Origin of the sequence: [Scytonema hofmanni] UTEX 2349, from assembly GCF_000582685.1 — a bacterium.
Classification (GTDB): domain Bacteria; phylum Cyanobacteriota; class Cyanobacteriia; order Cyanobacteriales; family Nostocaceae; genus Hassallia; species Hassallia hofmanni.
On record NZ_KK073768.1, the window covers coordinates 3077812 to 3103634 of the forward strand.

General features: G+C 42.0%; 25 protein-coding genes. 12 read left to right on the top strand and 13 right to left on the bottom strand.

Annotation, left to right across the window (positions count from 1 at the left end):
* Positions 1–79 precede the first annotated feature (79 nt).
* Complete coding sequence (locus TOL9009_RS0118740) at positions 80–799, top strand: hypothetical protein (protein WP_029634144.1); 720 nt, start codon at positions 80–82, stop codon at positions 797–799.
* A 21-nt stretch (positions 800–820) separates the two neighbouring features.
* On the opposite strand, the gene TOL9009_RS45840 is transcribed toward TOL9009_RS0118740, so the two are convergent.
* Complete coding sequence (locus TOL9009_RS45840) at positions 821–970, bottom strand: hypothetical protein (protein WP_186227594.1); 150 nt, start codon at positions 968–970, stop codon at positions 821–823.
* A gap of 114 nt (positions 971–1084) precedes the next feature.
* Between TOL9009_RS45840 and TOL9009_RS0118745 the strand changes: the two genes are divergently transcribed.
* Entirely contained in the window at positions 1085–1999 is a 915-nt protein-coding gene (locus TOL9009_RS0118745; RefSeq protein WP_029634145.1) for an alpha/beta fold hydrolase, read from the top strand.
* Positions 2000–2129: 130 nt separating this feature from the next.
* On the opposite strand, the gene tsaD is transcribed toward TOL9009_RS0118745, so the two are convergent.
* On the bottom strand, positions 2130–3182 hold the full coding sequence (tsaD, locus tag TOL9009_RS0118750) for a tRNA (adenosine(37)-N6)-threonylcarbamoyltransferase complex transferase subunit TsaD (RefSeq protein WP_029634146.1): 1053 nt from the start codon (positions 3180–3182) through the stop codon (positions 2130–2132).
* Positions 3183–3358: 176 nt separating this feature from the next.
* On the opposite strand from tsaD, the gene TOL9009_RS0118755 reads away from it, so the two are divergent.
* The 3 genes from TOL9009_RS0118755 to TOL9009_RS0118760 all read left to right on the top strand — a co-directional run bounded on the left by TOL9009_RS0118755 (position 3359) and on the right by TOL9009_RS0118760 (position 4747).
* Complete coding sequence (locus tag TOL9009_RS0118755; protein WP_029634147.1) at positions 3359–3856, top strand: photosystem I reaction center subunit III; 498 nt, start codon at positions 3359–3361, stop codon at positions 3854–3856.
* 38 nt (positions 3857–3894) lie between these two features.
* Positions 3895–4029 (top strand): Photosystem I reaction center subunit IX, encoded by a 135-nt coding sequence (locus TOL9009_RS43635; RefSeq protein WP_072022151.1) that lies wholly within the window; start codon positions 3895–3897, stop codon positions 4027–4029.
* Positions 4030–4225: 196 nt separating this feature from the next.
* A complete protein-coding gene (locus TOL9009_RS0118760) occupies positions 4226–4747 on the top strand; it encodes a photosystem I reaction center subunit XI (protein WP_029634148.1) in 522 nt (173 codons plus the stop codon).
* A 104-nt stretch (positions 4748–4851) separates the two neighbouring features.
* Here the strand turns inward: TOL9009_RS0118760 and gmk are convergent, their stop codons facing one another.
* The 3 genes from gmk to TOL9009_RS47450 all read right to left on the bottom strand — a co-directional run bounded on the left by gmk (position 4852) and on the right by TOL9009_RS47450 (position 6176).
* A complete protein-coding gene (gmk, locus tag TOL9009_RS0118765) occupies positions 4852–5451 on the bottom strand; it encodes a guanylate kinase (protein WP_029634149.1) in 600 nt (199 codons plus the stop codon).
* A 161-nt stretch (positions 5452–5612) separates the two neighbouring features.
* Positions 5613–5879 carry an extracellular matrix/biofilm regulator RemA gene (remA, locus tag TOL9009_RS0118770; protein WP_029634150.1) on the bottom strand — a complete coding sequence of 89 codons (267 nt, stop codon included), beginning with the start codon at positions 5877–5879 and terminating at the stop codon, positions 5613–5615.
* Between the two features lie 132 nt (positions 5880–6011).
* A complete protein-coding gene (locus TOL9009_RS47450; RefSeq protein WP_186227595.1) occupies positions 6012–6176 on the bottom strand; it encodes a hypothetical protein in 165 nt (54 codons plus the stop codon).
* A 955-nt stretch (positions 6177–7131) separates the two neighbouring features.
* Here TOL9009_RS47450 and TOL9009_RS0118775 point away from each other — a divergent pair.
* The 5 genes from TOL9009_RS0118775 (at position 7132) to TOL9009_RS0118795 (ending at position 12366) form a co-directional block, all read left to right on the top strand.
* Positions 7132–8448, top strand: a complete 1317-nt coding sequence (locus TOL9009_RS0118775; protein ID WP_029634151.1) for a DUF3326 domain-containing protein — start codon at positions 7132–7134, stop codon at positions 8446–8448.
* Between the two features lie 318 nt (positions 8449–8766).
* Positions 8767–10113, top strand: a complete 1347-nt coding sequence (locus TOL9009_RS0118780; protein WP_029634152.1) for an aminotransferase class I/II-fold pyridoxal phosphate-dependent enzyme — start codon at positions 8767–8769, stop codon at positions 10111–10113.
* A 25-nt stretch (positions 10114–10138) separates the two neighbouring features.
* Complete coding sequence (locus tag TOL9009_RS42235) at positions 10139–10669, top strand: SET domain-containing protein-lysine N-methyltransferase (RefSeq protein ID WP_051502949.1); 531 nt, start codon at positions 10139–10141, stop codon at positions 10667–10669.
* A 28-nt stretch (positions 10670–10697) separates the two neighbouring features.
* Positions 10698–11429 (top strand): SDR family oxidoreductase, encoded by a 732-nt coding sequence (locus TOL9009_RS0118790; RefSeq protein WP_029634153.1) that lies wholly within the window; start codon positions 10698–10700, stop codon positions 11427–11429.
* Between the two features lie 49 nt (positions 11430–11478).
* Positions 11479–12366: a fatty acid desaturase gene (locus TOL9009_RS0118795; RefSeq protein WP_051502950.1), complete on the top strand. Its 888-nt coding sequence runs from the start codon at positions 11479–11481 to the stop codon at positions 12364–12366.
* 137 nt (positions 12367–12503) lie between these two features.
* Here the strand turns inward: TOL9009_RS0118795 and TOL9009_RS0118800 are convergent, their stop codons facing one another.
* The 5 genes from TOL9009_RS0118800 to hetZ form a co-directional block, all read right to left on the bottom strand.
* Positions 12504–13037 carry a hypothetical protein gene (locus TOL9009_RS0118800; RefSeq protein WP_029634155.1) on the bottom strand — a complete coding sequence of 178 codons (534 nt, stop codon included), beginning with the start codon at positions 13035–13037 and terminating at the stop codon, positions 12504–12506.
* Between the two features lie 107 nt (positions 13038–13144).
* Positions 13145–14551 (bottom strand): MATE family efflux transporter, encoded by a 1407-nt coding sequence (locus TOL9009_RS0118805; RefSeq protein ID WP_029634156.1) that lies wholly within the window; start codon positions 14549–14551, stop codon positions 13145–13147.
* Positions 14552–14775: 224 nt separating this feature from the next.
* A complete protein-coding gene (locus TOL9009_RS0118815; RefSeq protein WP_029634158.1) occupies positions 14776–17088 on the bottom strand; it encodes a transglutaminase TgpA family protein in 2313 nt (770 codons plus the stop codon).
* Between the two features lie 343 nt (positions 17089–17431).
* Entirely contained in the window at positions 17432–18412 is a 981-nt protein-coding gene (locus TOL9009_RS0118820) for a hypothetical protein (RefSeq protein ID WP_029634159.1), read from the bottom strand.
* Positions 18405–19595 carry a heterocyst differentiation protein HetZ gene (gene hetZ / locus TOL9009_RS0118825; protein WP_029634160.1) on the bottom strand — a complete coding sequence of 397 codons (1191 nt, stop codon included), beginning with the start codon at positions 19593–19595 and terminating at the stop codon, positions 18405–18407. The genes TOL9009_RS0118820 and hetZ overlap by 8 nt, the downstream gene beginning before the upstream one ends.
* A 204-nt stretch (positions 19596–19799) precedes the next feature.
* On the opposite strand from hetZ, the gene TOL9009_RS0118830 reads away from it, so the two are divergent.
* The gene (locus TOL9009_RS0118830) at positions 19800–20273 is read left to right on the top strand and encodes a hypothetical protein (RefSeq protein ID WP_029634161.1); all 474 of its coding nucleotides are present in this window, start codon (positions 19800–19802) and stop codon (positions 20271–20273) included.
* Between the two features lie 85 nt (positions 20274–20358).
* Here TOL9009_RS0118830 and sds read toward each other — a convergent pair whose 3' ends face one another.
* Positions 20359–21330 (bottom strand): solanesyl diphosphate synthase, encoded by a 972-nt coding sequence (gene sds / locus TOL9009_RS0118835; RefSeq protein ID WP_029634162.1) that lies wholly within the window; start codon positions 21328–21330, stop codon positions 20359–20361.
* Positions 21331–22410: 1080 nt separating this feature from the next.
* On the opposite strand from sds, the gene TOL9009_RS43640 reads away from it, so the two are divergent.
* Positions 22411–22584 carry a hypothetical protein gene (locus TOL9009_RS43640; protein WP_313770066.1) on the top strand — a complete coding sequence of 58 codons (174 nt, stop codon included), beginning with the start codon at positions 22411–22413 and terminating at the stop codon, positions 22582–22584.
* Positions 22585–22700: 116 nt separating this feature from the next.
* Here TOL9009_RS43640 and murI read toward each other — a convergent pair whose 3' ends face one another.
* Both murI and TOL9009_RS0118850 read right to left on the bottom strand, forming a co-directional pair.
* Entirely contained in the window at positions 22701–23573 is an 873-nt protein-coding gene (murI, locus tag TOL9009_RS0118845) for a glutamate racemase (protein WP_029634164.1), read from the bottom strand.
* A gap of 127 nt (positions 23574–23700) precedes the next feature.
* Positions 23701–25632 carry an N-acetylmuramoyl-L-alanine amidase gene (locus tag TOL9009_RS0118850; protein WP_029634165.1) on the bottom strand — a complete coding sequence of 644 codons (1932 nt, stop codon included), beginning with the start codon at positions 25630–25632 and terminating at the stop codon, positions 23701–23703.
* Between the last annotated feature and the right edge of the window lie 191 nt (positions 25633–25823).

A 25823-nucleotide genomic window follows, 5' to 3' on the forward strand; every position in this document is an offset into this window, starting at 1 on the left:
TCTCCCCATCTCCCCATCCCCCCCTCCTCCCCTCTCCCCAGTCCCCCGGCGATGAATAAGAGCGAGTCTTAACCCCAAAATGGCTTCTGGTTTAAAATCTTCGACACTGGAACTCCTAAAACGCTTTAACCGAGCGTTTCCCCAGTTTTATGAGCAATTTGTTAGCAGTGAAATTCAATTACAAAATTTGCGGCTAGCCTACCGTCTTTATAAAACCAGACGCGCCGTTATTGAGTTGAAACCCGAAGGTAGCAAAAGTGCCCTGCATTTTGCCTACCGCAACCAGTCTTTTCTACTCAGCGATATTTTTGGTGTGCTGGCAGCTTATGGGCTGACTATCCACGGTTTAAGTCTATACGGTCAGATCCGACCGCCGATGTTGGTTTTTATGAAACTCTTGGTGTCTCGTGGCAGTAAAGCCCTGACCGAGAAAACCGCCGAAAACGTCTGCCGTGCTGTTCGCGAGGCTTTAGGAGGTCGGTTTGAGGTAGAAGAAATGCTGGCAGTAGAATTCAACCTCGATGCCGGCTTAGAACAAATACAAACCGAATTCTATGTCGATCCGGTCTTTCATCTGCCCGCCTTAGTTATTGAAGCTGATAACCAACCGGGATTATTCTACAAAGTGATGTACGCCATTTGGCAGGAAGATTTGCTGGTGGTAAATGCTAATTTACTGGTTTGGCGCGGACGTACACGCCTTATTCTTTACTTGTTAGGACCCAATGAAAGCCTGATTCCTGAATATCTAGGTCACAAAATTGCCGAAGGAGTGCGACAGAGATTAATGGGAAAATGAAAAAAGTTAGGTTGTTGGTTGTTAGTTGTTGGTTGTTAGTTGTTGGTGGATAGTTGTTGGTGGATAGTTGTTGGTGGATAGTTGTTGGTGGATAGTTGTTGGTGGATAGTTGTTGGTGGATAGTTGTTGGTGGATAGTTGTTGGTGGATAGTTGTTGGTTCTTTTAGTCACCACTATCTACTAACCACTACCTACTAGCCACTATCCACTAACCCCTATCCACCAACAACTAACCACTGACTCTGAGTATTTAATCGCGCCCGCCCTTAAGGGTACGATGGAATTATGGCAAGGATTGAAATATTGGGCGTTCCACACGCATACGAGCTAACGGCTCCCACGACCTACCCCCATGCTTTAGTTTTTATCCACGGTTGGCTCAATAGCCGTGGATACTGGCAACCTGTGATTTCTCACTTATCAGTTGATTTCCAGTGCCTGTCTTATGATTTGCGTGGCTTTGGTGAGTCCCAGCCTGAGGCAAAAAGCGATTTTAGTCGCGAAGACACATCTAGTTTGAGCCTAACTGACAATGACCGTGGTGGAGTTGGCTATCCGTTCGATTCTGTTTATACTCCAGCTGCCTATGCTCAGGATTTAGCTGTTCTTCTGCAACAGATGAATATTAACAGTGCTTGGCTAGTTGGTCATTCTTTAGGAGGCACGATCGCTCTTTGGGGTGCGGCACAAATGCCCGATCGCGTTAAGGGTGTCATCTGTATTAACGCAGGTGGTGGAATTTATCTCAAAGAAGCTTTTGAGCAGTTTCGCTTAACAGGTCAGCGGCTTTTGCAAATCCGTCCGAGGTGGCTGTGTCAAGTTCCTTTGATTGATTTACTGTTTACCAGAGATACTGTGGCACGTCCTTTAGATCGCTTTTGGGCACGTCAAAGGATGATTGATTTTGTTGTGGCTGACCCGGAAGCTGCTCTAGGAACCTTGCTAGACTCAACAACTGAGGAAGAAATTAACCGCTTACCCCAGTTGGTATCCAAAATTAAACAACCAGTTTATTTCTTAGCTGGTGCGGAAGATAAAATGATGGAACCGAAGTATGTTCGCCATTTAGCTAGCTTTCATGCTTTGTTCCAATATTCTGGTGACAATGTGATTGAAATTCCTGATTGCGGACATTTGGCAATGTTAGAGCAGCCGGATGCGGTTGCCAATCACATCCGGTCAATAGTCAATAGTCAATAGTCAATGGTCAAAGGGAAAGGCATCGCACAATAAATCATGAAAATCTCTTCCCCCTTCCCCCTTCCCCTTTCCCCCTTCCCTCCCTCCCCTTCCCTTTCCCCTTCCCCCTTTCCCCTTTCCCCTTTCCCCTTTACCCTTCCCCTACTTGATATAAATCCATGACCTGGGTAAGCGAAAGTCTTGATTGAACGCTGAGGGTAAGTGGCGATGTATGACCAAGGGCTAGATGCTCTGAGGCTGTACAGCCTATCATGGCGGCGTTATCGGTGCAATATTTCATTGGGGGAAATAACACGCGCAGGTTACGCTCACAGGCGGCTGCTTGTAAATGTTTCCTCAAACCGCTGTTGGCGGCTACCCCTCCACCGACGGCGATAGTTTTCAAATCATAGTCAAGAGCACAGGCGATCGCTCTTTTGGTCAGCGATCGCGCTACGGTTGACTGAAAACTCGCTGCAATATCCGCTACAGGCACTTCCTCGCCATTTTTCTCGAATTGTTGCACTAGTCGCTGTACTGCCGTTTTTAACCCACTAAAACTCGAATCATAGCGATGATACCCCCCACCTGGTAAGGAAACTTTTCCTTCTGGCAAAACAAAGGCTTGGGGATTGCCTGACTGCGCCAGTTTATCAATCATCGGTCCACCGGGATAGCCCAACTTTAACAACCGCGCTACTTTATCAAAGGCTTCACCTGCCGCATCATCGCGAGTTTGTCCTAAAATTTCGTATTCACCACAATCTTTCACATAAATCAAGCTTGTGTGTCCGCCGGAAACCAGTAAGCTAAGAAAAGGAGGCTTAATAGTTGGCTCGCTCAAGTAAGTCGCGTAAATATGACCTTCAAGGTGGTGAACTCCTAAAAATGGCTTATTGTGTACCATTGCCAGGGTTTTGGCGGCAGTTAACCCTACTAAGAGCGCTCCCACGAGTCCAGGCGCACAAGTTGCGGCAATTCCGTCGATTTTTGTCCAATCTAGTTTTGCTTCTTCGAGGGCTTGGGCGATCGCCTGATTTATCGTTTCTAAATGCTGGCGGGATGCTACCTCTGGTACTACCCCGCCATACTGCTGATGAACCAGAATTTGCGAAGCAACAATACTACTACAAACTTGACGATTGTTTACAATTGCTACGGCGGTTTCATCGCAGCTGGTTTCTATCGCTAAAACGGTTGCCATGACAGGATTATGCTGAATTGAGACTTGATGTCGAAGCTTTAACTTTTATTTACTTAAACTTTACTCGGTTCCCAGGCAAGAGTATGATGACTTCCTAGTTATGTTGATAAACACTGTACAAGCCGCTTCGTTTTGTACAAAAAACTTTTTGTTTCGTAATAAAAGGAAACAACCCAATGAGACGATTGTTTACTTTGGTTTTGGCGATTTGCCTAATGTTCAGTTTTGCGCCGCCAGCAAAAGCTTTAGGGGCTGACCTTGTACCCTGCAAGGACTCTCCTGCTTTTCAAGAACGGGCAGCAGAAGCGCGTAACACTACATCTGACCCTGCCTCCGGGGAAAAGCGATTTGAGCGTTATGCCCAAGCTTTGTGTGGTCCAGAAGGTCTACCTCATCTGATAGTCGATGGTAGTCTTGATCACGCTGGTGACTTTCTAATTCCCAGCATCCTTTTCCTGTATATCACCGGATGGATTGGCTGGGTCGGTCGCTCCTATCTACAAGCCATCAAAAAAGAAGGTGGCGACGTGGAGAAAAAGGAAATCACAATCGACCTGTCAAAAGCATTACCTCTGATGCTGTCAGGCTTTACTTGGCCCCTATCAGCCGTGAAAGAACTGCTTTCAGGCGAATTGACAGCTAAAGATACCGAAATCCCGATTTCGCCTCGCTAATCATGATTGGCAATTTCATCTATTTTGGAGAATGATTCATGCAGCAGAATTATTTCGTTAAATATCTTTCCCTAGCACCAGTTTTACTTTTCGTCAATTTATCTTTGACCGCGATTTTGCTGATTTTGTTTAACAACTGGTTCCCCGACCTACTTTTCCATCCGTTGCCATAAACGACGGAATTAAGGAGTTTTGTTAGCAGTTAATAGTTAGTAGTTAGTTGACTACTAACTGTTAATTGCTAACAGTTTCATATAACTATGTATGGTTAATTAACTTTTCTAAACTTAAGAGTTAAAAATCATATTTAGACACAATTATTACTAATAATAAATAATTAAGCATCTTATTTAGAGGCAAAGACAAAATATGGCGCAAGCAATAGACGCATCAAAGAATAATCCTAGTGATGTTAGAAATCGCGAGGTTGTCTTTCCAGAATGGCGTGATTCGCAGCGGGGAAATCTAGAAACCCCGGTTAATTCTTCTCCATTGGTCAAGTGGTTTATTAATAATTTACCCGCCTATCGCCCAGGTATAACTACCTTCAGACGAGGGTTAGAAATCGGTATGGCTCATGGTTACTGGATATTTGGTCCTTTTGCCAAATTAGGTCCCCTGCGGAATACAGATAATGCCAACTTAGCTGGGTTACTAGCAACCATTGGCTTAATTGTTATTCTTACCGCCACCCTCTCCTTGTATGGTAATAGCAATCCTCTCCCACCAGTTCCCACCGTCACTGTACCAAATCCTCCAGATTCTTTTAAAACGAAAGAAGGCTGGAGTAACTTTGGCAGTGCTTTCTTAATTGGTGGTCTTGGTGGTGCAGTAGTTGCCTACTTTGTGGCTTCCAATCTCGAATTAATTCAAGGTTTATTCGGCGGTTAATTTAGTCATTAGTCATTTGACTAATTAAGATAAGGACACAAAGAAAAGCTTAACTTTTTCTTTGTGTCCTTTATTTGTTGGGGTGATAAACAATCAGCTGTGGTTTAACCAAATAAAGCAGATGCGATCGCATTTACAGCAGTCTCAAAATCGTCATTCACGATTTGAATATCAAATTCTGGTGCGGCTTTAATTTCTTCTTGAGCGCATTGCAGACGACGAGCGATCGCTTCAGATGAGTCTTGTCCGCGATTGCGTATCCGTTGCTCTAACTCTTCAAATGAAGGTGGTAAAATAAAGATGCTGAGGGCGCTAGGGAAAGAAGCGCGGATTTGTCGTGCCCCTTCCAACTCAATTTCTAGCACAACCGTCTTCCCGGCGCGAATTTGCTTAAGTACCCCTTCACGAGGAGTGCCGTAATAGTTACCCGCAAATTCCGCCCACTCTAGGAATTCACCTTGAGCAACCAATTGTTCAAATTTGTTACGGCTAATAAAGTAATAATTTTTGCCCTCGATTTCTCCAGTCCGGGGAGAACGAGTGGTCACGGATACTGAGTAGTATAGCTCCGGATAACGTTGTAGAAGCGATCGCATGAGTGTGCCTTTGCCGACACCACTCGGACCTGTTAAAACAATTAGCCTGCCCAGAGGAGGACATTCTTGGGTAGTAGCACCATTCTGGATGGATAAAACTTGCATCATCCGCTCAACTTGTGAATTAATCGATAGACATTATTCATTAGTCATTCTCAAAACGAGTATAGACTAAAGAACTGGTAGCATGGCTGACAGAAAATTTGTCTAATTCACATATTACTGCTGATATGGCGCAAATAGGGGTGGGGCTTTCAACCCACCCCCAATCAATTATCTACAACTTGATGCTCGCGGGAGACTACAAAGCGATTTGCTACCGTTTCCGGTTGAATCGCCGAGAGAATCACATGGCTGGAATCTGTGATAATTACAGCTCTAGTCCTGCGACCATAAGTCGCGTCAATCAGTTGACCTCTGTCCCTTGCGTCAGTAATAATTCGCTTAATGGGGGCAGATTCTGGGCTGACAATAGCAACTACTCGGTTGGCAGACACGATATTGCCAAAACCGATGTTGATTAACTGAATCTCCATAAAAAAACTTATGCCAAATACAGTGTGAGAAGCTTATTAGTAACTTCTTTACATGTTATCTATAAAAAATGGGAGTTACAACGATTAAATTCAAGCCAATAAGCGTTTTTTAATTCTCACTCCTTTTTTTAGCTATTTATGCCCTAATTTTACCCAAAATACTTCTAAAGACATAGGCAAAGTAATGCTAACACAAGCTATTGAGTAGGTCGTTAAATTAAACATCACTGGCGATCGGTCAGGCATAGGGCATGGGGGAGCGCTAGTTTCGTGCAAAGATGCCCTTTGTTGAGACATTTGGTGTCATATAGCAATCCGATTTGATTTGGAGAATCACTCGTAGAGGTAAGGGACTCTTTACTGGGAAGAAGGAATAAAAGTGTACTGAGTTTTGTTCACGCAATCAAATATGAGTCTAGGACCAGCCCTTTCAAGGTGAACGTTTGTACTATGAAATAAATAATATTTTTCACCCAATTTCGGTATTTTGGCGATTGCGATCGCTTAATTTACAGTCCAAAAATTTGGAGTTTATCCATAATTTATTTCTTCAATTGCAGTCAATGCCTGAAATACGGTTAAAAATTGGATAGTACATATGCTCACCTTGAAAGGGCTAGTCCTAGAGTCCTATAGGAAATGGAAGAAAGCACGCTTTTTACATTTGTTTACATAATATTTTTGTTTTAATTTAAGTAGGTGGGCGTTAAAAAACATAACTATACTTTGTCATTGCGTTCGCGGAGCGTCTCGTAGAGAGGAGGCACGACCTTCGCGCAGCGTGTCGCAGACAAGCAATCGCAAGGGTTTTGAGTGTTTTACATTTCGTTACATAGTTAGGTTTATTTGTACTTACCTACTTACTTATTAGTGAATTGTTGTAATTAATTTATACTTTTTTCGTATAGCTAGTAGGAAATATTTCTCCGTATAAATACTTAAATAAATCTGGATTGAAGTTGAGTTCAAGAAGGCAGAAGGCAGAGGGCAGAGGGCAGAAGGAACCAATTGGGAGGGGTCACAATCCCCTCCCAATTGGAGGCTCCCAATATCGTTGCATTTGGGAGGGGCTTCAGACCCTTACTCCTTTCAGTCGTGGGCAGAGGACACTTATACATTCCTTCTGCCTCCTGCCTTCTGCCCTCTGCCTTTCCCGGTGAAATAAAATCTAGGTAATTCTTTTAAATTTTACATCATCATTATTGCTGATTTAAGGTATAAAGATACTTGGCGTTACTTACCGAGTTGAATTGTGTCACAAGTTATTACCAAAGATTTTGAAATCGAATATTCTCCTAAGCAACTAATTTGGAGTGAAATTGCTCATCGAATTGGAGAGATGGGACTACCAGGAACACCTATCCGGTTGATTTTAACTGCTAGCCGGGAAAATAAGTTGGTATTTGAAAGCAGTTTTTTGGAAACAGACAGAAAACCTGTCTGGCCTTCCTTATTAAATATTCGTCCTCGTCAAATTTCATCGGCTAAACCTTTTGTCGCTGTAAGTATTATCCCAACAGGAGTCCGTGCGGAAATAGGAGGTTTTGCTGGTGATGCTACCCCAAGTGTTAATATTTTAGCCAAAGCTTGTGATTATCTAGTTGTTAATCCCAACTCAGTTACAGCTTCTGACCTCTATTATGCTAGTGACAATGTTCTTTACCTAGAAGGAAATCTAATTTGCCATTTATTGTTGGGGCATACTACTCTGATTCCAGAAACTCGCGCCAAAATTGGCGTAGTTATTGAGAAAGCCGAAGAAAAATATTTGAATGTCGTCTTCAATGCCATCAATTCTCTTAGAACTGTGGGAGGCATCAATATTGAACCTGTAATAGTTACAGGTGGGCCAGTGAGCACTGAATGTATTTTTTCTCCCTATGGTCATGCCTCTGGAAGATTTGAAGGCATTGATGATCTGATGAAAGCATTAGATGTTGTTACTCAAACAGATACTACTGCCGTTGCTTTATCCACAAGTCTCTCAGTTGAAGATGAAGTGAAAAAGCAGTATTTCAACGGGGAAATTATGCCAAATCCTTGGGGAGGAGCAGAGGCAATTCTCACTCACATGACGACGAATTTTTATCCTTTTACTGCTGCTCATTCACCATTATGTTTAGACTTCTCAGAAGAAGAATTACAACTATTGTATACTTTAGGTGACCCAAGGGATGGAGCAGAGTTAATCTCTATGTCATTTCTCTGTTCAACTTTAAAAGGATTAACCCACTCTCCACGTCTTGCCAAATTCGATGCTCCTTTACCATCAGGATGTCAGGGAATTTCTGTAGAAAACGTTTCAGCAGTTGTAATGCCAGAGAGTACTGTAGGCAATATTCCCTTCTTTGCTTCTCTTGAGCAAAATATTCCAGTTATTTTGGTTCGGGACAATCACACTCAGTATGAAATAACTCCCTCAATTCTGGGAATTGACCACAGCCAAAGGAAAATTTATTACGTGAATAGTTATATGGAAGCTGCTGGTTTACTCCTTGCTTTACGGCATGGAATTGCTCCTGAAGCTACAACACGTCCCATACATCAAATAAAACCAATTTTCCTGTAATATCGAATCTTTTCAGTCACTGCTAACACTTGTCAGCAAAACTTGGAACCAAAGGGAGCATCCCACTTTGGTAAATTTATACTAGCAAAAGTAGCATAGTCAGACTGGCTTGGCTAAGGAATGTGAATTCAATAAAATGCAAAAATTCAATCTTGTAGGGTGCGTTTCTAATGCTCCAATATCTGATGACAAATGGTGCGTTAGGAACGCACCCTACATATTTGAGTTACAGATTAATAAAGCCACGTTTATAAACGGGATTTTTGTTAATTTGGAATGTTCTCGAACCTATTACGTTCAAGGTCAAACAGGAGACTTATGGAACCCAAAGCAAGCTACACAAATGGCAAATTGTCTACTTATGAGATGATTGCTTCTCATTCCCCAGAAATCAAACTTCGGCTCCTCACTCCTGCTCATCAAGGATATCGAGGGGCATCTGAATATTTTGACGATCGCATCTACGCTTATGATCTGCCTTTCTTTGAGCGTAACAAGTTTGATAGTGTGGAAAAGTATATTTCTGAATTATATCAAACTAAACGTACCTTTTGTCTCACAGGAGGAGCCACTCAAGGAATTTTAATTGCCTGTACAATACTAGCAAGAAAGCACCGAAAAATTGCTATTGGTTTGAATATTCATATTTCAGTAATTCATGGCTTTATCCTCGCCGGATTAGAGCCATTTTTTATTCCCTCGCGTTCGTTAATCCCAACGGATGAAGAAATTATTCAAGCATTAGAAACAACAGCAGGAGAAGTTACTGCACTGTTTTTAACACATCCCAGCTATGATGGCATCACAACTGATCTGGGAAAAATTGCCAAATATTGCCGTGATAAAAATATTGAATTCATCGTTGATGAAGCGCATGGAACTCATTTTCCTTTTTTAGGAGAAGATAATTTATCAGCGCTGTCTGTAGAATGTGATTTGGTTGTTCACAGCTTGCACAAATTTGTTGGTAGTCTGGTACAAACAGCGTTACTTCATTTACCTGAAGCCTCAAGGATTACAGAAGAAGAAGTACTCACAGCGCTGTCACTGTTTGACACAACATCACGGAGTAACCTACTTTTATTAAGTATAGAAGAAGCTATTAGGCTGGCTTTTGGAGATGAAAGAAACTCCTTGTTCCAAAAGGCTGCCCGAAATTGTCAGGAATTACGATGTCTGCTGGATAATTGGGGAAATATTTTAACTTATGATTCCCAAGTTAGCGATCCATTGAAGTTGTTTCTGTATAGCGATCGCGCAACAGGTGATGAAATTGGTGACTTAATTGCTGAACGTGGCATTGATTATGAATATTCAAATCAGAGAGGAGCATTGTTAATTTTCTCATTTCAAAATATTGATGAGGATTTTGCCTATGTTGCCAAAGTCCTTGAGGAAATTTATCAAATTATTGCTGGTAAAGAACAAGCAAAGGTGTTTGAGCAAAATCAGTTAATTCGCACTCCGGTGATAGGCTGTTCACCAAGGGAAGCTTTTTTTGGCAAGAAGAAAAAGCTTTTACTTGAGCAAGCTAAAGGCATGATCAGTTGTAGTTGTATCAAACAAGTTCCTCCAGGTATTCCCATTCTGATACCAGGTGAAGAAATTACCGATTGGCATCTTCAGAGAATCAAGCCCGATACTTTAGTTGAAGTAATGATTTAGACAGATTGATCAAGAGAAATAATCTATGCTGTGCATCAAAACAGAAATCAGAGAATCTAACATACCTAATGCGGGTAAGGGATTATTTAGCTTAGAATTTGTACCTAAAGGAAGTATAGTTTTTATTCCCATAACTGGTTTTCCTATCGATAATATTGTTTTAGAAAAACAGTATCAAGAAGAGTTGAAAACAGAAAACTATTTTCCGATGAATGCTGGGATGAGATGGGGTGGGGATTATTTTCTTTACTGTAGTAAAATAGCTCACAATGCAGATTACATTAATCATGCAAACAATCCTAATCTTTTGCCATGTCTTGGCTTCTTTTTTGCTTTGCAAGATATCAATTGTGGAGATGAATTAACCTTAGATTATAGGTATATAGGATTTGCAGAAGAGATACCAATAATAACTGATAACCAAGAAGAAATTGTTTGTTTATCCGGCAAAGAAGCCTTATTACAGTCAGCTAAAAAACTAATCAGTCTTTTAAATGAAGTTGACGATATATATTGTTTTGATTTGCCTATTCAGAAGTTGACAGAAGAAGGATAAAAAGTATAGCTATGGCTGGAAAGGATAAATGATTGAGCAAAAAGTTGCATTGGTAACGGGTGCTAGTCGAGGAATTGGGAGAACAGTAGCACTTGGGTTGATTGAAGACGGCTTTCGTCTCGCTCTTGTTGCGCGATCGCTTGAAAGTTTGCAATCTATTGCTTCAGAGATTGCTGCACTTAATTTGCATCCTGACTCACAACCACTGCTGTTTCCCATTGATATTACAGAGCGCGATTCTGTCCATAAAGTTGTTGCGGAAATTGACAAGGTATGGGGACGTATCAATTTATTTTTCAATAACGCAGGAGCGTGGACAGAGGGAACCCTTGATGTATCAATTGACGAATTTGACAGAATCTTCTCAGTTAACTTAAAAGCAGGTTTTTATTTTCTCCAAGCTGTTGTTCCCATCATGAAACGACAAGGGTTTGGTCAAATAGTAAATTTAGTGTGCATCACTGCTAAAGGTGCTGAACCGGATTGGGGTGTATACAGTGCTTCTAAATATGCCTTTTTCGGCTTAACTGAAGCTATTCACTTTGATCTAATCAAGCATGGAATCAAAGTCACGGCTATCTGTCCGAGTTGGGTTGATACAAATATGGCTCAACAAGCAGCTACACCCTATCAATCCTGCGAAATGATTCAAAAAGAAGACATTTTAAATACGATCCGATGGTTACTAAAAATGTCTCCAAAAGCAGCAATTAAGGAAGTAGTGATAGATTGCCTGAGTGACTACATCGAAGACAAATAGTCCAATATAAACCTAGATTGAATATCAAAAAAACAACGGAATCAAGAAAATGACTGATGCTAATTTTACAGAAAATTTACCAAGTAAACCAATTGACTTTGTTGAACGGAACGATCTAAAAGGTTTCCTAGCATTGCTGAGAGACTGGATGGCAATTTTCTTGATTGCTGCATTTAGTATTTGGGCAAACAATATATTTATTTATCTGGTTTCAGTATGGGCGATCGGTATCTTTCAATTTGCCATTGGAGAGGCATTGTTACACGAAGCATCACACAATAATTTATTTCAAAAACAATTGTCGAATGAACAGCTAGAGTTTCTTTATGGATTTCCCGTGTTGAGAACAATATCCTCCTATCGGGAACATCATTTTCCTCATCATAAGGGTTTGGGAGGTGAGGAAGACTATATCCCTGAGTATTATGAAATGTTGGGGTTATACAAGGAGGATAAAAATCTGTTCTGGCTCTTGTTTGTTAAACCTGTGATGGGATTTGCTTTATACCACTTTTTAATAGACGCATACTATCATCTCAAGGGGTTGGACTACCGTCCGTTTAAAACTGGCTTTCAGGTATTTGTTTTCTGGTTGGTTGTTGTTCTTAGCTTCTATCTATCGGGACATATAGATATCTTGTTGCTATATTGGTTAGTCCCTCTGGTTTGGTGTTTTCCTTGTTATATGTATTGGTCTGAGGTACACGATCATTTAAATACTGTCTCCGGTACGAGATCAAACCTGAATTTTCTAGCTAATCTTTTAACCCATAACAACGGATATCACTATCTTCACCACCTCTGTCCTGCTATTCCTTGGTACAATCTGCCACAGGCACATCAGGCTTTATGTGCAGACAGTCCAGATGTGTCCTATGGCTTATTCGATGTCTATAGGAAATTAACACGCACTGAGGCACAATCTCTTTCCAGCTAAGAGGGAGTGAACTACCTACACTGTACTGTACCCAGTCAGTGTAGGCTTCCGGCTTCATTGACAGACACCTTAAATTTTTCCTTAGTCTACATCGTTAGACTTTGTGTTTGTATTAGCCTTTGCTATAGATTCTATTTTTAAATGACATGATTTATATAATTAAGATTTTCTAATGTCCATCTTTCATAATAGCCAGTAGATTTTAATTTTTGTGCATACATATTAATCGCTTGTATATTTTGAACTGTAAAATTTATAAATGGATCTTGTCTTGTGTAAACACCATCTATATTAAAGTCATCAAGTGGATGACCACTGAAAGCAATTAAATCGAGAGGAGATATGAGATTATTTAAATTTGTGGTAAACTGCTTCATCTCCTCTAATGACAAAGCTTGTTTATCTGAATGAATAACTATCATTACTTCGTGATATTCATCTTTTTTAAATTCATTGATTAAATCTATAACTTTTGCATCTAAACCCAATTTTTCAGAGTAGTAAAAATTATAAACTTTATATAAAATTTTATTCTCTTGACGGAATTTATTTACAAAAGGGCAAATGGGCATATTGTCAAAAACAGAATTTGGCTTTTCTATAAATTTTTCTATGTGATCTATCATGGGAATAATCACGTCATCATCATTATTGCTATTGTGTTGGTTCATAAATTTTAAAAGTTTGTCAGGATTTATAGAGAAGTCAAGGCACAATATAGGTACTTTACCATATCGAGAATATCAAACATTATAGGTACTTTACCATATCGAGAATATCAAACATTCCTGAGAATAATCGCACTATCTAACTCTTCCTCATCTTCAACTTTTTGAATAAGCTCAGACATCAAAAGGTAAAAACGATAGATTAAAAACACTGTAGATAGTGAGATTCCTATAGTTAATCCTGACCATAAGCCGATAGAACCCCAATTGAGATGGAAGCAAAGCAGGTAACCGCTTGTCATCCCAATACCCCACTGAAACAGTATATTAATCACTAAAGGTAAGCGAGCATCTTGGATACCCATCAATGTCCCTAAAGCAATCAAGTTAAGTCCAAAAGCTATGAGAAAAAGTGCTGAAATTCTTAACAAGGGGATTGCAGATGTGATTGCTAGAAGGTGATCTGGCTCACTTGTATCTAAAAAGATGGTGGCAATCTGCTCTGGAAATAGAAATAAACCAACGGCAATGAGGCTAGTTGTTGCTATACCAATGGCAATTGTGGCAAATCCTGCCATCTTTGCAGCAGAGGGGTCATTCTCACCCATCCTTTGTCCAACTTGCGTCATGGCAGCGTAAGAGATTGCTATCGGCACAATCAATGATAATTCTATACTTTGCACGACAATTTCATTTGCAGCTAATAGGGTTGTTCCCATATAGCCACTTAATAAGGCAATCAAGGTAAACAAGAATAATGTAGAGGCATATTCTAATCCAAGGGGCCAGCCATTTTGCCAAAGTTCGCCAAACACATCTTTATTGAACTGTAGAGAAGCAAATAGTTTGTATTCTTTAAACGCAGGATGGAAGGCAAGTACGGCAGCAGCAGCAAGAAAATTTACCCAGAAGACAAATGTACCAGCCCAACCAATTCCCGCTAATCCTAAAGCTGGTAAGCCTAAATTCCCGAATATTAAAACGTAGTTAGCAATAATATTGATAGGAATCCTAGTCAGGGCGATCGCACTAATTAATTGGGGACGATTGAGGGCTGTGGCAATCTCCTTGAGGACTAAGAAACCTACCGCTGCTGGAAAACTCCAAACAATGGCTTTTAAATAAGTGCTAGTTAGGGCTACTGTGTCTTTTTGTTGACCCAATAGGAGCAAAATTGAGTCTAGATGCCAAGTGAGCAACATCATGGGTAAAGATAGCATCACCACCAGCCAGAATCCTTGAGCAAAAAGTTGGCGAATGCGATCTGTGTCTCCAGCACCAAAGGCTTCAGCGGCTAGGGGAGTGGCTCCTTCTAAAACCCCCATACACAAGAAAACTAGAGTTTGGAAAGCGATCGCACCCAGAGCACCAGCCGCAAGGGATTCAATGCCTAAGAATCCCATCATGACGGTATTGATAAAACCCACGGATGCTTCTGCTAGTTGAATGCCCCCCAAAGGCACTGCTAATTGCAAAGTGGCACGGATTTCTGAGAGGAATGTTGATGGCGATCGCATTAAGTAAACTGCTCCTGGGTTATAGGAGTCAAGTAAATGATTTATCCTCTAAGTGTATCAAATTAATCTTTACACTCAAACAGCTATATGTAGAGAGTCTCTTGGGTTGGTTGTTACAGCAGATTGCGTTTTTATTGAATACACGTAGAGACGTTCCGCCGGAACGTCTCTACAGGGTTTTAGGTTTTATGCTTAATTAAAAAGTTATAAATCACTCTAACTAATCAACTTTTATTAGCCTTTTTCATTTCTTGCCATCTTTGTCGCAATTGCTTCAAATTCGGCGCATGACCGCCATAACGCCAGCTATTATATGATTGGCAAATTTCATCTATTACCTCAGCCGTTGCTTCTGAATGATGCTGGTATGATACGCTGGCATACTCTAAAGGCGTTTGTGCTGGGTGCTTGCTAAAACCTTTTTCAGCTAAAGTTTGCAGCATTTGTTGATAAAGGCTTTCCATTGGTGGCAATTTTCTCAAAGTACGCCCCTTCAACCATTTTCGCCACTGTACCCAACCCAACCAACCCAAAAAAGCCGTTGCAGTTGCCAAAATTAAGCCTGTCAATACACCTAGCCAACCTTGATAAAATAAAGCAAAAAATAGAGCGATCGCTCTACCTATCCAACTAAATATTGTCCCAAATACATTATTTAATAAACTTGTCACCGGCGAGGGCAACCAGCCTGCAACCCAATTCCAAAATTGACGTAACACGCTAAAAGTCTCAGTCTCTTCTATTGAAGGTGGAATCAGCGGATGATTGGGAATTGGATCAAAGGTAAACCAACCATGTTTGGGGAAATACACCTCCGTCATTGCATAAGCATCGGTGTTGCGAACAATGTACATCCCCGTGAATGGGTTAAACTCTCCAGAACTAAATCCTGCCACCAACCGCGCTGGAATGCCAATAGAACGCAGCATCACTGTCAAAACTGTGGAAAAATGGTCTGGATAGCCTCCTTTTTGCTTAAACAAAAAGGTTTCTACCAAGTCCTCTTTCTCACCTAAGTAAGGCAATCCTAAGGGATTTTCGGGAATAAAATAATTTTGCTTGAGATATTGAGCTAAATAAAGTGCCTTTTCGTAAGCTGAATCAAGGGATTTTTCTGACTTTCCGACTCGTTCCCGATTGTAATTAGTTAAAATTTGTTCGGTGCGTTGCCGGACTTTTTCGGCAATTTCTGGGGGAATTTGCAGATAGTAATTTTTAATATTTTGGGGATAGTTAGTTGAAGCGTTTCCTAAAGAAGTGCGATCGCGGTAAGGGACATCGGAAATTATCGTATAAGTCAGGTCTTCTGATAATCCCACAGGCGATCGCAAAGAACCTTCTTTATCAACAGCGATCATCGGTGTGGGAAAGTATACTTCCTTGGGATAACTCATCGCCGGAATCAAGTTAGGTAAATCCGACACCACAGTGTATGTTTGGACTATTTCTTTAGTTGGCGTATTTATTGCTGGGGGGTTGAGATAAATTTGGTAAGACCAAGGCGATCGCTTAACGGTAAGAACTTGTTCATTGCGGGAAATCTCCCATCCCTTACCGGTGTAGCGATCGAATGCCAAAACTCGCCAAAAACCTTCGACTTGCGATCGCACCCGCATTACCACTTTGGGTTTCATTTCTCCCCGCAGGTTTTGGTTAATCTGGCTATTAAAACCGTAATAATACGTATTATCCAATCCCCCCGGTTTACCGTTTTTATTTTCGTCGGGTCCGTTGCTATTATTACCTTGATTATTGGCATTACCTTGGCGCACATAACCGGGATTGATGATACTCCGTCCTGTAAAACCGCCTTTAACTTCGATAGGGGAACTTACGGGGAAAGTCCGCAGTTGATAGCCAGGAAAACGCGGCATCACAGCAAAAATTACCAATCCTAGTCCGACAATTAAAGTAAAAAGTAAAAAGTAAAAAGGTAAAACAGAAGATAATTTTCTGGAGTTTATTTTTACCCTTTTACCTTTTTCGTTTTTTAAGCCGAGGCGAGAACGGTAATCTATAACTAGAGTTGGCAGAGCGATCGCTAAAAATAACATCAACATTGGCGCAAACTCAAAAGTTTGACTTAGCGTCGCTGCCACACCCAGCAAAATCAGCCCAATCACAATTGAATACCCTAAGTCCTTGCGGCGAGGCATATCAAAACTGTGAAGGACTTGTAATTGAATTAGTAACTCAGCTAAACCCAGCCGTGTATCATTCAATTCGCCTAGCAATCGCCCTAAGAAAGCACCGAGCGCTACTAACATTCCAATGGCGATACAAAACTTAACTGATACATTAGCATCTCGACGACGGTAATAACTCCAAATCGCACCCACCACGCTTAGAGGAATTGCCCAAAAACTAAATCCCGTTTGAGCTGCAATATCCGTCGCCAAAATTCCCACAATTACCAAAGCTAGCACCAGCACCCGTAAGGTAATTGAATCTTCCACTTCGATTAAAGGTGAAGAGCGCAAATGCCGCCAATAACGATTAACAGGTAAACGCCAACTTATCCTGGACAAATTAAACATTGTGATTGCAAAGCAGCTAAGGGTGTACAAGCAGGTGCGATGATGGAGACGCAACGAACACTACTGCGAGAAAGCACCGAACTTATACCATTTGACCGTAAGAACCTCAAACTAGCCTGGGTTGGCAGGCTTCGTTATAGCCCTATGCTTCCAGCCTAAGGGCGATATTCCGCGCATCCTTACAGAGAATTGATATTACCTCGGAGCGTGTCTTCTTCATAGCCGCTTCCCGCAGACGCCCTAACCACCGCTTTTTTTAAAAAAGGATGAGCCTCAAAACCAGAATAATTATCTTATCAATCGGCGTTTATCAACAAGTGCTTGCTAGCAGTGGTAATATGGGCTACATCATCGGCGGAATGACAAACAAAAGTGATTGTTGCTCTAATTCAGGGAACTCAACCTCCAAAGTATAAGTCTGGTTAAGTGGCTGCCCGTATAACTCAACACTTAGGCAACCGGAAGTAGAAGACATCGCCTTTGCTTGAGTGCCATTTCCTTGGAGTGTCAAAATCCCCGCCGTGGGTAGATCCCCCATGACGCAGAGTTTTGTCACTCTACCGTGAGACTGATATTCTACTTTGAGGTTGATAGCGCCCACACTAGTTAGCCATTGTCTTTCGACCACTGGATTGCTATTTGAAATTGGTAAAGTCAAATTTTCCAGTAATTGTTTAGCTGCTAGCAAAGATAAAGCCATCTGTTGGCGTTCTCCTAAATCGGAGTAATCGCTTTCTTGGATCGGCATTTTCTCTAGGGCATCCACAGAGCGATAGGGACTTCTGAGCACCATTCCGGCTAAGTCGTTGAGTGCTTGGGCATCGTTAGGAAACAAGCTCTCGACTACCTGAACTAATTTTGCCCCCAAAGGCAGAGAAGATATCAGCATAGCCTGACATTTTTCTAGCAATTGCTGAAAAACTTTTTCAGGTAAAGATACTGGTATATTCAATTTCGATTGCTGTGCCATCCACCCGTATGCTGGAACTAATGCAATCGAAGGACTGTCTACGTAGTCGGGGTAATCTCTTAATTGGGATTCCCAAGGGAATAAAGGCGGGTGGCTTTGAATTTGGACTTGTAGCCGACGTTTAATGACGGCTTGGAAACGTTCTTGCACAGTAGGAATTTCTCCCAGTTGAAAGGTTTGGGGTATGCCTTCCGACTCAAAATCACCACTTGTGGAAGTGGTGGTTTCAAAGAGCGGATTTTCTACCCCGTCAATTTCCTCACACTCAGCCGAGGGATGCAAGCTTGGTTCGACATCTGATGACAAAAGCCAAGCGAGTAACTGGTGTTGTAAGGATTCTGAGTCACTATTCATGAGTAGATGCACCTGATCCGGATACTAACGAGTTACGAATTTCCCAAGCTTGCTCCAGAATTTTAAACCACCGTTTTTGCAGTTGTGCCATTGACAAACCTAAAGTTTTGGCGATTTTTTCATCGGGTTGTCCTTGTTGCTTCAACTCCAATAAAGACCGTTGTTTCTCCTCTAGCTGTGCGGTGTAAATTTCCCACTGTTGGGGAGTCAAGCCCAAATTAGTGGGCAAAGAAGCTTCTAGCCACTCGTGAACCAATTCCCAGCGATGCAACAAGGCAAAACGAATCAGATGATATTTAAAGCGTTGCTGCAAGTAATCGCGCTGGCGAGGAGTTAAACCTAAAATTGACTCAATTTCTTGGGCGGATAAATCTTGAAGGCGAAGGGCGAAGTAATCAGCGCAGTCAGTTTGTTGGCGTTGTTCGAGATAGTTCATTAACTCCGTAACCACAACAGAACGCAACGTGTCTTCTTCGGGTTCGGGTTCGGGTTGCATCGCCATCGCACTTCGCAATTGCTGCACGGCTGGATCTTCCCAAGAACCATCGCCATCATTAGCGCTACCTTCTGCGGCTTGTTCGATGTCTACAGAGCTTTCGGGGGGCTGTTGTTGAGAGAAAGTTTGCGCCCGCAAAATAATCAGCTGCTGCTGTCGTCCTGGTAGGGGAATCCGGCGCTTGCCATAGCGCTCGGTAAATGCCATGTACTCTGCTAATTCCAGAAGACTCTGGGGGCGATAGCTAGAGGTAAGTTGATTTTCGCGTCGGAAAGCATTTAATGCCTCCAAATAAAAACTTTGTAAGAAATCTTCAATGATCGTCAGCCGCCCTTGATAGCTCAACTGCCTCTGAGGAGGATTAATGTAACGGTAGATAATCGCACTCAAAGTGCTATGTAATTCGACCCTACCCCGATTTGAACCTAACTGGTAGTATCTGAGACACTGTTGTAGCCTATGTTTGGCTAAGGTGAGCGCCGAGCTTTCCACTGCACCGGAAGCTTGGATACGTTTACTTTCATGGCAAATACGGTAAACTTCGGCGTTAATTCGTGTAGCCACGTCGTGGCAATTCTGCTCCGAAGCTTTGGTTAATTGGCTGAACTCCTTGAACAGGAGTTGAAATATCCCCTCCACTCCGATAGAATTTTCTCCCTGAATAGTTGCGGTTGCGGCTAAATTCATAGTCTCAGTTTAAAAAAACCCTAACATACTTGGTTACAACCTGTATGAACGTAGATATTGGCTTTTTGGGTTTTGCGTATAAGCTAAACGCAGGCAGATCCTGTGTTTATAATTTGCTTCTCATCTATTATTCCCAACTTATAGTGAGATTATTCACACGTAAATATTTTATAGCCATTACCCAAAAGTTATTTGCAGGTCGTTATGGACTTAAAAAAACAAATTCAATTGCTGATTGACAATGCACCCAACGATGGTGTAACACCACAACTTGTCACAGCAATCGCCCCAGTTATTAGCGCGATCGCTCAAAGGTTACGTCACCCCCAGTATTATATTCTCCAAAATTTGGAAAAAGACTGGATTTTAACTACATTGAGCAACCGTGCAAATCCAGGCTTGGAAAAGCGTGCGATCTACGCTTATCCTACCTTACAGGATGTTCCACTCAGCTTCAATGCTGGGCTTGACCCTCAAGTAATAGCTGCACCCATTCCGATTGCTGACATTTTGTTTCAACTTGTGGCATTAGAACCCGTAGATAGTATAGTTTTTTTTGATACTCCTGGCATGAGTACCAACGCTGTGGAAATTAAGCGAACTGAGTTACAGCACTTAATTCAAGAAAAGCTTCAACAAAAACATTCTCGCACTGTTATTCCACCTGATATTGCTTAAAGTGGCTGGGTACGCTTGGACGCTTAGACTGAGGACTAAGCAAGTATTCCAAATCACTTCTTGCACAATCCCCAATCTCCAGTTTTTAATAGAGCCGACTCAGTACATAATCAGCCATATTAGTCAGGGCTTGCCGGCATTCTGAGGCTGGGAGAACCGCAAGATGTTCGATCGCACTTTTGGCATGTTTGGCTGCTAACTCGCGCGATCGCACTATACCCTGACTATCTTCAATCAGCGCCAGCGCTTGTTCTAAATCACCAGCATGGGCAAACTCTCGTGAAATCAGCACTTCTAAGTATGGTTTTTCTTCCAAAGCAAATAAAACTGGTGCAGTCAGATTCCCACTGATGAGATCCGATCCGGCTGGTTTACCTAAGGTATCCGTCGAACTTGTGAAATCTAAAATATCATCCACAATCTGAAACGCCAAACCAAGATTACTACCGTAGCCATACAAATTTTCGGCGGTTTCTTGGGAAACGTCGCTCAATAACCCAGCTGCTTTAGAACTGTTGGCAATTAACGATGCAGTTTTGTAATAGCTCTTTTTTAAGTAAGTTTCAATGGAGGTGTTAGTATCAAAGCGATTTAGTCCCTGCTGGATCTCTCCTGAAGCCAAATCCATAATCACCTCAGACAGCAGTTTCACTACCTCTAAGTTGTCTAGGTTAGCTAAATACCAGGAAGATTGGGCAAATAGAAAATCTCCGGCTAATACAGCAATGCGGTTGCCAAACAAACTATGAACTGTGGGAACAGAACGCCGCATATCTGATTCATCCACCACGTCGTCATGCACTAAGCTTGCAGTGTGAATCATTTCTGTAATTTCAGCTAGGCGTCGGTGTCGCGGCGTGATTTCTTGGTCTAGCATTGTTGAGCGCGATACTAATAGAACAATTGCCGGTCTTATGCGCTTGCCCCCAGCTCCAAATAAGTGCTCTGCCGCTGCATAGAGTATGGGGTGGCGATTTCCAACTAGCTGTTTCAGATTGTCTGCTAGTATTCGCAGGTCTGCTTCCACAGGGGAAAAAAAGGAGGTAGCTGGGGTCATGGATGGGCGGACTCTGGCTTAAGTTAAGAAAGTTTACATATCCTATACTCATTTTAAGATAAGCCTGTGCCGTCGCGAAGTTTTCGTCTAAAATCCTTCCGCAATGCTTCCTCCTTGAGCTTGATCTCAAGGAGAAAGCATGATCAGCCTAATTTATTAGCCGTCAAAAATGGTATAATTGAATTAGCTATGATGACCTCTAAAGTTAGGTGAGGCTCAAGCGTGATGAAACGTTGACTTACATATACTTAAGTAAACTTATTAAAAAGTTTTATTAAGCTTCAAAATAACCTCCATACGATAGATGTAACTATACAACTTAGTCAGAAATTTCTTTTTGCGAAGATAATCTGTAAGTAAGGTTCGCAACAACACCTGAAAGTATATCTTCTGCTAGATCCATTATTTATTTGTAACTTCAGACTAAATTCTTTCACCTTTTCTGTGACTGCCCTAGAAATTTTTAAATTGAGTACTAAAGTTGGCTTAAAAGTCTAGACTATTGTGTTACGCTAAAATTAAGGGATTTAAAATTTTACGGATATTCACCCTAATAAAGATAAATCATCAATAGGTGATTTTACTCAAAAATTTTGGTGAGTATAAATAACTTATCGTAGGTTGAATCAAAGAAATTATTCTTTTGATTTTTCCTGCGATGTCGAAGGCTAGACGGGAAGGCATTTGGTGAGGGCAGTTTTCGCCGCAACTGATTGTCTGTTCGGAGCTAAGGGTTGCCCTTATGGGAAACCCTTACACGATTTCAGCATAGGTTGAGCATAAGTGTTGCTCGTGCCATGATGTGCGCTTTTTAAGAACGCAGACTGGGTAGACTGCTAATGCAGCAGTTGTAATTGCTATATAGCAATTACAACTGGTGTGATAGGTATTGTCTGTGAAAAAACTAATTTAATAATTAATTGGTTAACCGTAGAGAATAAAAACTCTATGAAAAATTTACTATAGCAAACTACAGCCATCAAAGATTTACTTTGTTGGCTGGGGTTCTACTAATTTTATGCAATTTTATATTCCTTTGAGAAAGGTGCAGGTAGAAGAATGATTTACAGAAACATCCCTATGATGATTTTTATTTTAGCTGCGGGTTATTTATTCACCGTTTATTTATTATTAGCTTTGGCGAAGCGAACAGGACAAAAGCCTGTACCTAAAAGTATCACTTCAGCTTCTAGCGAGAAACATAAGCGGGAGATATCTCTAACTCCAAATGTGACCAAAGTAGTCAATAGTTAAGGGTCAAGGGTCAAGAGTCAATAGTCAATAGTCAATAGTTAAGAGTCAATGGTCAAAGTATCTTTATACTATGGAGTATTGACTTTTTGACTATTGACTTTTTGACTATGGACTAACTAGTCTTTCTGGATGTAAGAAATTGCGGCATCGCCCAAGCGCACAACTTCAACCATTGGGGTACAGCCTAACCACGGTAGGGAGGACTGAGCAAACTGTTGTGGACAACCACTGACAGCAAAGCGAGTTGGCTGTGGTGGGTGGGTATTTTTTAAGCCCAGAAGGTCTAACTCTTGGGTACAAGCGGTAACGACATGAACCGCTGGATCAACTAACTTGACCTCAGAAGGTAGAAGCGATCGCAGTATCGGTTCAAGGTGAGGATAATGGGTACAGCCGTAAACTAAAGTATCAATTTGCTGCTGTATTAAAGGTTCCAGATAAGACCGGGCAACATCAGTAGTGTAAGGGTCTTGAATTCGGTTTTGTTCAATTAGTGGCACAAACTCCGGACAACCGACTTGCCAAACTTGAACATCTGGATCAATTTCGAGAATAGCTTGCCGATAAGCATTACTTTTGGCAGTTGCTGGGGTCGCAATTACCCCAATCCGCTTTCCTTGTTGCACAGCTGCTCTCGCTCCTGGGAGAATGACTCCGAGAATGGGCAGGTCAAATTCTTCACGCACCGTCTCTAAAGCTAAAGCAGAACTGGTGTTACATGCCATAATTACCATTTTCACTTGTTGCTGCTGCATCCAGGTGAGAATTTCGCGCACGAACTGCAAAATTTCTGCTTGGGAACGAATACCGTAAGGAAGTCGAGCTGTATCCCCAAAGTAAATGATTGATTCATTGGGGAGTTGCCGATAGAGTTGTCGCAATACTGTCAAACCACCGACACCACTATCAAAGATGCCAATGGGGGCACGTTGGGGTTCAAGATCGGAAAAATGATTTTGATTGCCTTCAAAAATGGAAGATGGAAGCACAGGCAGATTTTTAGTTAGGTTTTGGATTTAAGATACAGGATTGTTGATGGTTGATGGTTGATGGTTGTTGGTTGTAAAAAAAATTACTCTTATCCACTAACCACTAACCACTAACCACTATCCATTTCTAGCGTTGTAGATACCTAAGGACACCACGAGCGATCGCTTCTGCCATGCGATTTTGGTATTCTGTAGTTGCTAGCCTGGGATTATCCTCACGACCGCTCATGTAGCCTACTTCTACAAGAATTGAGGGCATAGAACTTTTCCTCAGAACATAAAATCTAGCTTTGCGCGTTCCCCGGTCTTTGATAGTACTGATGTTTTGTAAAATAGTTTTGCGAACTACTTCCGCCAAATTATAACCGCTGTCGTAATAATAAACTTCTAACCCATTCACATCTGGGCGCCTATCAACTGAGTTACCGTGAATACTGACAAACAAACTAGCATTAGCTCTGGCTGCTATATCTACCCGTCCCTGAAGTTCGACAAAATAGTCAGAATCTCGCGTTAGAACTGTTTGTACGCCATTTTGCTCTAAAATAGCGGCGACTCTTTTACTAATAGGCAAGACTACATCCTTTTCTAAAAGTCCTCCCAAACCAGGGGCGCCGGAGTCTTTACCACCATGTCCTGGGTCAATAACTACGAGCGTTCGTCCTCTAGGAACTCGACGTGACGGTAGGGGTGATGTCGGTCGGTCGTTAGTAAGTGGATCTGGGAAGGGACCTCTGTCTGGTGATGGTAAGGGAGGTAAAGGAAGTCCAGAAATGCTGGATGATGTTGGTACCCGCCGAGAGGGTTGTATTTGTAAAGCGATAAACTGATCGCCAACTTGGTTGAGTTCGCCAATTTGTGCTCCCGGTGTCGGTTGAACAAAGATGGCAACAGTATTTGAGTCTTGCTGTTGCAAGCGTACTTTCAGAATGGGGCTATTAGAACCAAATACCGGACCTCTGACAGAGGGAGCCAAGCGAGCATTGGGAATGGTGATGCGGTAAAATCCAGTGGATCTATCCCAAGAGCCGTTTGCAGATAAATTGCGATCGCCTCTAACGATCAATTGCGTGCCAGTAGCTGCCAGTTCCACAGATTGAATTGTGGCTGGCAAGTTGGCGACAACTGGTGGTGGGATGGGACGTGGGTTGCTGCTTCCGGGAAGTTGAATATTACTACTTCCCGGTAATCTGACTACACCAGTATTCGGTAGAACTATAAAACCACCAACACTACTGGTACTTGCTCGCCAGTCAGAACCATTTTTGTCCACCTGCATAGTCATGCGAACAACAGGTGGGCTGGTTTGCAGTTGGGAAAATTGGATGCGGTTAACACCATACCGATTAATCGACACATCCCGTTGCGACAAACTTGGTGATAAAGATGCGCCGGCGATATCAATATTAATTGCCCTTCTATCGTCGCTGCGATTTACTTGAATCTGAGGATTACCCCCACTGGTGCGGACAAAAAATCCATCCCCTGTAATCCGGAAATTTTCAATTTGAGTCGTCCCTTGTGTAGCGCTGATAGCCGTTGGCTTAGTAGCTTGGGCTAAAGTGCTCGGTTGGGTTGTCACCACATTGTAAATATTTCTAGGCGGTAAGGCGCTGGTAGCTGTTGGTTGCCTCACAGCAATTTCTGTGGGCTGAGTTGCTACTCCCTCTGCTACTGGCGTTGGTATTTGTACAGTCCAGCGGCTAGCAGTTGTGCCGACAAATTTGACCTGGTTGGGGTCTAGGGTATAACCAGGAGTCAATTCGACGACGATACGAGTTGTTTGTTGATCAAACTGCCCGACACGAATTGAGGTAATTGCCCCACCTACCTGTTGCCTTAGCTGTGGACGCCCAAAGGTTGTTCCTGGCAAGTCAATTACTAAACGAGTGGGGTTAAATATTAATTGCGCTTGGGGTTGAACAGCGCCTGTAGTATTAATTTCTAGTCGGTTTTGGTTGGCATCAAAACGCCAAGAGTCCAATTGCGCCGCCAAAGTTGGCGACGATAGCATCAAAATACTTCCAAAAGTACCGGGTAGTAACCAGTGTAATTTCACAGTCCTTTCTCCTGATTCGCATTCATGGGAGCCGTCAATCCGTCAAAATAAATTAAATATTGATAAATCCTCACACCGTCACCGCCCAATATGACGCTTTGATGCTCCGCTCATGGCGCGTGCGTTTGTATTAAAGACACAGCTAATGGCGTAAGATTCTAGCACGTAATAGTCAATTTGCCATGATGTTA

Bases quoted from the DNA above. Each gene is read 5' to 3' on its own strand.
- TOL9009_RS0118815 (WP_029634158.1), bottom strand. From the start codon at position 17,088: ATGTTTAATTTGTCCAGGATAAGTTGGCGTTTACCTGTTAATCGTTAT.
- TOL9009_RS43640 (WP_313770066.1), top strand. From the start codon at position 22,411: ATGATGATTTTTATTTTAGCTGCGGGTTATTTATTCACCGTTTATTTA.
- TOL9009_RS47450 (WP_186227595.1), bottom strand. From the start codon at position 6,176: ATGTCTCAACAAAGGGCATCTTTGCACGAAACTAGCGCTCCCCCATGC.
- TOL9009_RS0118795 (WP_051502950.1), top strand. From the start codon at position 11,479: ATGACTGATGCTAATTTTACAGAAAATTTACCAAGTAAACCAATTGAC.
- gmk (WP_029634149.1), bottom strand. From the start codon at position 5,451: ATGATGCAAGTTTTATCCATCCAGAATGGTGCTACTACCCAAGAATGT.
- remA (WP_029634150.1), bottom strand. From the start codon at position 5,879: ATGGAGATTCAGTTAATCAACATCGGTTTTGGCAATATCGTGTCTGCC.
- TOL9009_RS0118740 (WP_029634144.1), top strand. From the start codon at position 80: ATGGCTTCTGGTTTAAAATCTTCGACACTGGAACTCCTAAAACGCTTT.
- TOL9009_RS0118800 (WP_029634155.1), bottom strand. From the start codon at position 13,037: ATGAACCAACACAATAGCAATAATGATGATGACGTGATTATTCCCATG.
- TOL9009_RS43635 (WP_072022151.1), top strand. From the start codon at position 3,895: ATGCAGCAGAATTATTTCGTTAAATATCTTTCCCTAGCACCAGTTTTA.
- TOL9009_RS42235 (WP_051502949.1), top strand. From the start codon at position 10,139: ATGCTGTGCATCAAAACAGAAATCAGAGAATCTAACATACCTAATGCG.
- TOL9009_RS0118805 (WP_029634156.1), bottom strand. From the start codon at position 14,551: ATGCGATCGCCATCAACATTCCTCTCAGAAATCCGTGCCACTTTGCAA.
- TOL9009_RS0118745 (WP_029634145.1), top strand. From the start codon at position 1,085: ATGGCAAGGATTGAAATATTGGGCGTTCCACACGCATACGAGCTAACG.
- sds (WP_029634162.1), bottom strand. From the start codon at position 21,330: ATGACCCCAGCTACCTCCTTTTTTTCCCCTGTGGAAGCAGACCTGCGA.
- tsaD (WP_029634146.1), bottom strand. From the start codon at position 3,182: ATGGCAACCGTTTTAGCGATAGAAACCAGCTGCGATGAAACCGCCGTA.
- TOL9009_RS0118820 (WP_029634159.1), bottom strand. From the start codon at position 18,412: ATGAATAGTGACTCAGAATCCTTACAACACCAGTTACTCGCTTGGCTT.
- TOL9009_RS0118760 (WP_029634148.1), top strand. From the start codon at position 4,226: ATGGCGCAAGCAATAGACGCATCAAAGAATAATCCTAGTGATGTTAGA.
- TOL9009_RS0118830 (WP_029634161.1), top strand. From the start codon at position 19,800: ATGGACTTAAAAAAACAAATTCAATTGCTGATTGACAATGCACCCAAC.
- hetZ (WP_029634160.1), bottom strand. From the start codon at position 19,595: ATGAATTTAGCCGCAACCGCAACTATTCAGGGAGAAAATTCTATCGGA.
- TOL9009_RS0118755 (WP_029634147.1), top strand. From the start codon at position 3,359: ATGAGACGATTGTTTACTTTGGTTTTGGCGATTTGCCTAATGTTCAGT.
- TOL9009_RS0118780 (WP_029634152.1), top strand. From the start codon at position 8,767: ATGGAACCCAAAGCAAGCTACACAAATGGCAAATTGTCTACTTATGAG.
- TOL9009_RS0118790 (WP_029634153.1), top strand. From the start codon at position 10,698: ATGATTGAGCAAAAAGTTGCATTGGTAACGGGTGCTAGTCGAGGAATT.